General features: G+C 60.5%; 8 protein-coding genes. All 8 read left to right on the forward strand.

Going from position 1 to position 6,615, the window contains the following annotated elements:
- Positions 1 to 609: proprotein convertase P-domain-containing protein (locus tag AACS18_RS02510; RefSeq protein ID WP_181363237.1), on the forward strand; the 609-nt coding region annotated here is incomplete at its 5' end.
- Positions 610 to 668: 59 nt separating this feature from the next.
- Positions 669 to 2,108, forward strand: coding sequence for an Lcl C-terminal domain-containing protein (locus AACS18_RS02515; protein ID WP_108612016.1), 1,440 nt, complete (start codon positions 669 to 671; stop codon positions 2,106 to 2,108).
- A 13-nt stretch (positions 2,109 to 2,121) separates the two neighbouring features.
- The gene (locus tag AACS18_RS02520; protein ID WP_108612017.1) at positions 2,122 to 2,691 is read left to right on the forward strand and encodes an Lcl C-terminal domain-containing protein; all 570 of its coding nucleotides are present in this window, start codon (positions 2,122 to 2,124) and stop codon (positions 2,689 to 2,691) included.
- 41 nt (positions 2,692 to 2,732) lie between these two features.
- Positions 2,733 to 2,972, forward strand: coding sequence for a hypothetical protein (locus AACS18_RS02525; RefSeq protein ID WP_146184736.1), 240 nt, complete (start codon positions 2,733 to 2,735; stop codon positions 2,970 to 2,972).
- A 100-nt stretch (positions 2,973 to 3,072) separates the two neighbouring features.
- Positions 3,073 to 3,477 (forward strand): NADH-quinone oxidoreductase subunit A, encoded by a 405-nt coding sequence (locus AACS18_RS02530; RefSeq protein WP_075112542.1) that lies wholly within the window; start codon positions 3,073 to 3,075, stop codon positions 3,475 to 3,477.
- A 29-nt stretch (positions 3,478 to 3,506) separates the two neighbouring features.
- Entirely contained in the window at positions 3,507 to 4,181 is a 675-nt protein-coding gene (locus AACS18_RS02535) for a NuoB/complex I 20 kDa subunit family protein (RefSeq protein ID WP_005344917.1), read from the forward strand.
- A gap of 2 nt (positions 4,182 to 4,183) precedes the next feature.
- Positions 4,184 to 5,989, forward strand: a complete 1,806-nt coding sequence (gene nuoC, locus AACS18_RS02540) for an NADH-quinone oxidoreductase subunit C/D (protein WP_108612018.1) — start codon at positions 4,184 to 4,186, stop codon at positions 5,987 to 5,989.
- An 80-nt stretch (positions 5,990 to 6,069) separates the two neighbouring features.
- The gene (gene nuoE / locus AACS18_RS02545; protein WP_108612019.1) at positions 6,070 to 6,612 is read left to right on the forward strand and encodes an NADH-quinone oxidoreductase subunit NuoE; all 543 of its coding nucleotides are present in this window, start codon (positions 6,070 to 6,072) and stop codon (positions 6,610 to 6,612) included.
- The last annotated feature ends 3 nt before the right edge of the window (positions 6,613 to 6,615 follow it).

The raw sequence follows: 6,615 nt of genomic DNA on the forward strand, positions 1-6,615 counted from the left end.
CAGCTCACCCTGCCCAGCCCCACCGAGCGCCAGACCCGCCTTGACCTGCAAATGCCGATCGGTGAACCGCTCTGGCAACGGGCCATCGGCCAGGGTGGCCAGATCAAGGATGCGGTGAGCGATGAGCGGCACGGCCTGTCCCGCTTCACTCTCACCCTGCCCGAGAGCAAGGCCCGCATCGACAGCGGATTCGTGGTCGCCCTCGATCTGGAGCACAGCAAGCTGGAGCAGCTGGAGATCTGGCTCACCTCCCCTTACGGCACCCGGATCAGCCTGTGGAACAAGGGTTACGCCAGCCATACCCGGCTCAAGGGGGAGTTCCCCCGTGAACTGGTACCGTTCGAATCGCTGGATAAGCTGCACGGTGAACCGCTCGCTGGCCGCTGGCTGCTGGAGATTAACGACACCAGCGCCGGTGACACCGGTCAGTTGCGCAACTGGCGTGTCGCCCAGCAAGTCGGCGCCCGCTGTGACAAGGATGAAGCCCTGCCCAACACAGGCATCATCCCCCTTGAGCAGGATGAAGGGGGTGGCGGCACGACTTCCCCCCTGCTGCTGTTGCTGGCCCTGTGGCCCCGCCTCTGGCGCCGGAGCACCCCGCGCCGTTGAATCCTGTACCACGGGGGTTACCGCCCCCGTGAACCTGTGACCGAATCAAGGAATGTGAAGTGAAACCATCCGTACTGGTTATTGCAACCCTCTCAGCCCTGCTCAGCGCCTGTGGCGGCGGGGAAGATAACGCACCACTGGCGATCCCGGACTACCGGGTCGATGTCGCCCTGCCAACCGCCGGTACCCTGTGCGCCGATCTGGATCAGAACTGGCAATGTGATCCTGCCGACCCTGCCGTCAGCGGCGAAGGAGTGGTGGCCCTAGTCAGCCGCTCGGCCGACATCGTCAACTCGCCCCTGCTGTTCGTACCGAGGAGCGGAGGACTGCTGCTGGCACATCCGGCCGCCAAAGGGGATCCACAACGGCTACAACCGACCCTGCTCAGCACCCTGTTGCAGAGCCGCATTGCCGAAGGGGTGGCCGCTGATCGCGCACTGACGCTGCTGCTGGCCGATCTCGCGCCGCTGCAACCGGGTAGCGACCACGCGGCCCTCGCAGGTCTCGGCCAGTTTGATCAGGCGCTGCAGCAGGTGGCGATCAGCTTGCAGCAACAGGCCCGCACACGCCTTGCCACCGCCAAGGAGACCCAGTTGCTCACCACCAGCTATCGCGCCATCAGCCTGATGCTGGAGCAATTGGCTCAGGAGTGGCAGCGCAACGGCCAGTTTGCCGAAGAGACCCAACGCGAGCTTCTGACCCTGCTGGTGCAGCAGCAGCCACGCAACCTGCTAACCGTCACCGGCGTCACCACCTTCAGCGATGGCAACGACCCGCTGCTGGAACAGGAACCCGCCGACTATCCGGGACAAGATGCCAGCTGGAATCGCACTCGTCCCCAGCTTGCCTATCGCAAGCTTGATGATCGTGGTCAGGTGCTCCCCGACAACGCGCCGAGCTGGCAGTGCGTCAAGGATCTCAATACCGGTCTGGTGTGGGAGGTCAAATCGGATGATCCCTTGAGTCCGGCCTGGAAAAGCAGACCCTTTGCCTATGAGGATGAGCAGTTCAAGGCGACCGCAGGCGAGCAGCAAGCGGCCTACCAGCATATTCATAAGAGGATCGAACAGCTCAGCGCCGAAGGAGATCTGGCGGCCCTCGCCCGGGCACAGGCGCTGACCACCATGCTGACCACCCGCGCGTATCAGCAGTGGCTCAATGGCGAGCAGCGCTGCGGCATCAGCCAGTGGCGGCTGCCCAGCATGGGTGAACTGATGTCACTGATGCACTACGGTAGCCTGGCCAAGGACCCGCTGGGTCAGCGCATCATCGTGGATACCCGTTACTTCCCGGATATCGCCCCCTCGGAAGATGACACCTACCATGGCTACTACTGGAGCGCCACCAGTAACACCGCCCAGCGCTTCTCCGGTGGCCCCATCAGCAAACGCACAGTCCTGCTCCTGGGAGAAGATGCGGGCACCACCTATCCCGCGCTGGTGCAGCAAGATACCTATATCGAGCTGATGCAGGTACGACTGGTCGCAACTCCCCAATAATCCGAGGAATATCATGAGCCTTTATCGCTTTTCGTTCGCCATGCTGGCACTGCTGGCCCCCCTGGCCCACGGTGCTGCCATTTGTGATGACACCATGGATCGCACCGCCCCCTCTGCCCGTTTTCTTGACCATGGCAACGGCACCGTCACGGATCAACACACCGGTCTCACCTGGATGCGCTGCAAACTGGGGCAGACATGGAGTGGCAGCAGTTGCCTGGGGGAACCGACCGTTTACTACTGGCAGCAGGGGCTGCAAGTGGCGGAGCGGATCCGCAGTGACAGCAGCCATGCTCTCTATCACTTCGGCGGTATCAGCCAGTGGCGCCTGCCCGACATCAAGGAGTTAGCGACCCTGGTCGAGCATGCCTGCTACAAGCCCTCTCTCAATGAAGCCATTTTCCCGCGCGCCATGGCGGGGGGCGGTAAAGAGGTCAATGAGGGCTATGTCTATATGATGAGCAGCACGGTAACCTCCGCCAATGGTCAGCGGGCGTATCTGGATATCACCTCGGGAGATATCGGTCTTCGCGCCATTGGCGCCTACCCGGATCAGGTCTTGCTGGTCGCCAATAAACCCTGACCGCCCCACGCTCGACACCGGAACGCGATGACAGGAGAGGCTTGAAAGCCTCTCTTTTTATTGCTCTTGCCGCCCACCCCTACCTCACCCGCCATCACGTTCTTCTCCCGCCTGTGCCCCCTGCCCGCGATACCGACCTGATCCTGCTTCGCCCGCGGCATTTACCCCTTTCAGGTGATGACGAGGAGCAGCTCTCTACGCTTTCCAGGCCTTTCTCGTCCGCCATAACCAACAAAAAAGTGCGCTTCTTAACAAAATTTAATCCCCAGTTAACCGATTAATAAATAATCCGTAAAAATGACATGTAAATCAGTGCGAAAGTGTCATAATGCGTAACATTATTGTTAAGTCACTTGATTAATTTGGTTAGGAAAAACCTCTATGTTCGCTGATATTTCTGCTCAACATTGGGCTTTTGCCATTTATGTCATCGGTGCCATCACCATCTGTCTGGTGATGATAGGCCTCGCCGCCCTGCTGGGAGGTCGTGCCTACGGCCGCACCAAGAACAAGCCATTTGAATCTGGTGTCGACTCGGTCGGCAGTGCCCGCCTGCGTTTTTCCGCCAAGTTCTATCTGGTCGCCATGTTCTTCGTCATCTTCGACGTCGAGGCGCTCTACCTGTTTGCCTGGTCTGTCTCCGTGCGGGAGAGCGGCTGGGTCGGCTTTATTGAAGCCACCATTTTCATCGGACTGCTGCTTATCGGCCTGATCTACCTCTGGCGCATCGGCGCACTGGAGTGGTCACCGCGCAAACCGCAGCTGAACAACAAAAACAGTGATTGAACCACAGACCCTTTCCTTGAGGTTGCACCATGAAGTACACCCTGACCCGGATTGACCCGGATGCCCCCGTTGAGCGCTACCCCCAGGAGCAGCGCCAGACCGTCGATGACCCACTGGCGCAAGAAGCGACGCGCGGCATCATGATGGGCCGTCTCGAGGAGGTGCTGCAAGACACAGTCAACTGGGGCCGCAAAAACTCCCTCTGGCCTTACAACTTCGGCATCTCCTGCTGCTACGTGGAGATGTGTACCGCCTTCACCTCCCCCCACGATGTGGCCCGCTTCGGCGCCGAAGTTATCCGAGCCTCGCCCCGTCAGGCCGATTTCATGGTGATTGCAGGAACCCCCTTCATCAAGATGGCGCCAGTCATCCAGCGCCTGTATGAACAGCTGCTCGAACCCAAGTGGGTGATCTCCATGGGGGCCTGCGCCAACTCCGGCGGCATGTATGACATCTATTCCGTGGTGCAGGGGGTGGACAAGTTCCTGCCGGTCGACGTCTACATTCCGGGCTGCCCGCCCCGTCCCGAAGCCTTTTTACAAGCCCTGATGCTGCTGCAGGACTCCATCGGCAAAGAACGCCGCCCCCTCTCCTGGGTGGTGGGCGATCAGGGGATCTACCGTCCCCAGATGCAGGCCGAAAAAGAGCGCAAGCGCGGCGAACGGATCAATGTGACCAACCTGCGCACGCCGGATGAGATCTGACCATGAAACTGACTCGTGATTTTCCCAGCAATTACGCCATGGCCCAGTGGCAGCCCAGCGACCACAAAGATGCCAAGGTCATTGGCGAACTGTTTGCCCACTTCGGGGCCGAGCACTTCACCGTGCAGACCACGCGCACCGGCGTGCCGGTGGTCTGGCTTCCCCGAGAACTGCTGCAGGATGTGATGGGCTTTTTGCGCATGGTGCCCTCCCCCTTCGTGATGCTGTTTGATCTCAGCGCCACCGATGAGCGGCTGCGCAGCCATCGCGACGGTCTGCCCCAGAGCGATTTCACCGTCTTCTATCACCTCATCTCCATCGACCGTAACGCCGATGTGATGTTGAAAGTGGCGCTGGCCGAAAGTGACCTGCATCTGCCCACCATCACCAACCACTTCCCCAATGCCAATTGGTACGAGCGGGAAGTGTGGGATCTGATGGGCATCACCTTCGATGGCCACCCCCACCTGACCCGAATCATGATGCCCAAGAGCTGGCAGGGACACCCGCTGCGCAAGGATTACCCTGCACGCGCCACCGAATTTGATCCCTTCATGCTCGATGCTGCCAAGCAGGACATGGAGCAGGAAAACCTGCTGTTCAAACCGGAAGAGTGGGGTCTGGCCCGCGGCAACGAGAACGAGGACTACATGTTCCTCAACCTCGGCCCCAACCACCCCTCTGCTCACGGCGCCTTCCGGTTGGTGTTGCAACTCGATGGCGAGGAGATCCGCAACTGCGTGCCCGACATCGGCTACCACCATCGTGGTGCCGAGAAGATGGGCGAGCGCCAGTCCTGGCACAGCTACATCCCCTATACCGACCGGGTCGAGTATCTGGGCGGGGTGATGAACAACCTCCCCTATGTGCTGGCGGTCGAGAAGCTGGCCGGTATCAAGGTGCCGCAGCGGGTCGACATGATCCGGGTGATGATGGCGGAGCTGTTTCGCATCCAGAGCCACCTCTTGTTCCTCGGGACCTATATCCAGGACGTGGGGGCCATGACCCCGGTTTTCTTCACCTTCACCGACCGGCAGAAGATCTACACCATCATCGAAGCAATCACCGGTGCCCGTATGCACCCGGCCTGGTTTCGTATCGGCGGTGTGGCCCACGACTTGCCGAAGGGATGGCAGCGGCTGGTGCAGGACAACCTGTTGAGCTGGTTGCCCAAGCGCTTGATGGATTACGAAAAAGCGGCGATGCGCAACAGCATTCTGCGCGGTCGAACCATAGGCGTCTCTGCCTACACCACCGAGCAGGCGTTGTCCTGGGGCACCACGGGGGCCGGATTGCGCGCCACCGGCCTCAATTTCGACGTGCGCAAGTGGCGCCCCTACTCCGGTTACGATCAGTTCGACTTTGAAGTGCCGGTCGGCAGCAATGGCGATGCCTACGACAGAGCCACCGTGCGGATCGAGGAGATCCGCCAGAGCATGTCGATCATCGAGCAGTGCATGAAGAACATGCCGGAGGGCCCCTTCAAGGCGGATCACCCCCTCACCACCCCGCCGCCCAAAGAGCGCACCCTGCAGCACATCGAGACCCTGATCAACCACTTCCTGCAAGTGTCGTGGGGCCCGGTGATGCCCGCTGCCGAGTCGTTCCAGATGATTGAGGCGACCAAGGGGGTCAACAGTTACTACCTGACCAGCGATGGCTCGACCATGAGCTACCGGACCCGGATCCGCACCCCGAGCTTTGCTCACCTGCAGCAGATCCCCTCGGTGATCAAGGGCAGCATGGTGTCGGACCTCATCGTCTATCTGGGCAGTATCGATTTCGTTATGTCGGATGTGGACCGTTAAGTGATCCGCCCTCTCGGCCATGGCCGGGAATCGGGATCGCCGGACGAGCAGTAAAAGGACAAGCCACCAAAGGTCAAGTCATGAGCCAGCAATGTCAGTGTCACAATAATCAGACCCCACAGGGGCAAGGGGCATGCAGCAGCAAACAGGACGACTTCGTTCTGAGCCAGGCTGAACGCGATGCCATCGAACACGAGAAACACCACTACGAAGATCCCCGCGCCGCCAGCATCGAAGCGCTCAAGATCGTGCAGCAGGCCAGAGGCTGGGTACCCGACGGCGCCATTCACGCCATCGCGGCCGAGCTCGGCATTCCCGCCAGCGACGTGGAGGGGGTTGCCACCTTCTATAGCCAGATCTTCCGCCAGCCGGTGGGACGTCACATCATCCGCGTCTGCGACAGCATGGTCTGCTACATCAATGGCCATGAAGATCTGCTGGCCGGTCTCAAGGAGGTGATCAACCTCGGCCCCGGTCAAACCACCCCGGATGGCCGCTTCACCCTGCTGCCGGTCTGCTGCCTTGGCAACTGCGACAAGGGGCCAGCCATCATGATCGATGACGACACCTATGGCGGCCTCGATCCGGTGACCTTGCTGAAAACGCTGGAGGCTTACCCATGAGCC

The organism is Aeromonas sp. HMWF015, assembly GCF_963878965.1.
In the GTDB taxonomy this organism is placed as follows: domain Bacteria; phylum Pseudomonadota; class Gammaproteobacteria; order Enterobacterales; family Aeromonadaceae; genus Aeromonas; species Aeromonas veronii.

Bases quoted from the DNA above. Each gene is read 5' to 3' on its own strand.
- AACS18_RS02520 (WP_108612017.1), top strand. From the start codon at position 2,122: ATGAGCCTTTATCGCTTTTCGTTCGCCATGCTGGCACTGCTGGCCCCC.
- AACS18_RS02530 (WP_075112542.1), top strand. From the start codon at position 3,073: ATGTTCGCTGATATTTCTGCTCAACATTGGGCTTTTGCCATTTATGTC.
- AACS18_RS02535 (WP_005344917.1), top strand. From the start codon at position 3,507: ATGAAGTACACCCTGACCCGGATTGACCCGGATGCCCCCGTTGAGCGC.
- nuoC (WP_108612018.1), top strand. From the start codon at position 4,184: ATGAAACTGACTCGTGATTTTCCCAGCAATTACGCCATGGCCCAGTGG.
- nuoE (WP_108612019.1), top strand. From the start codon at position 6,070: ATGAGCCAGCAATGTCAGTGTCACAATAATCAGACCCCACAGGGGCAA.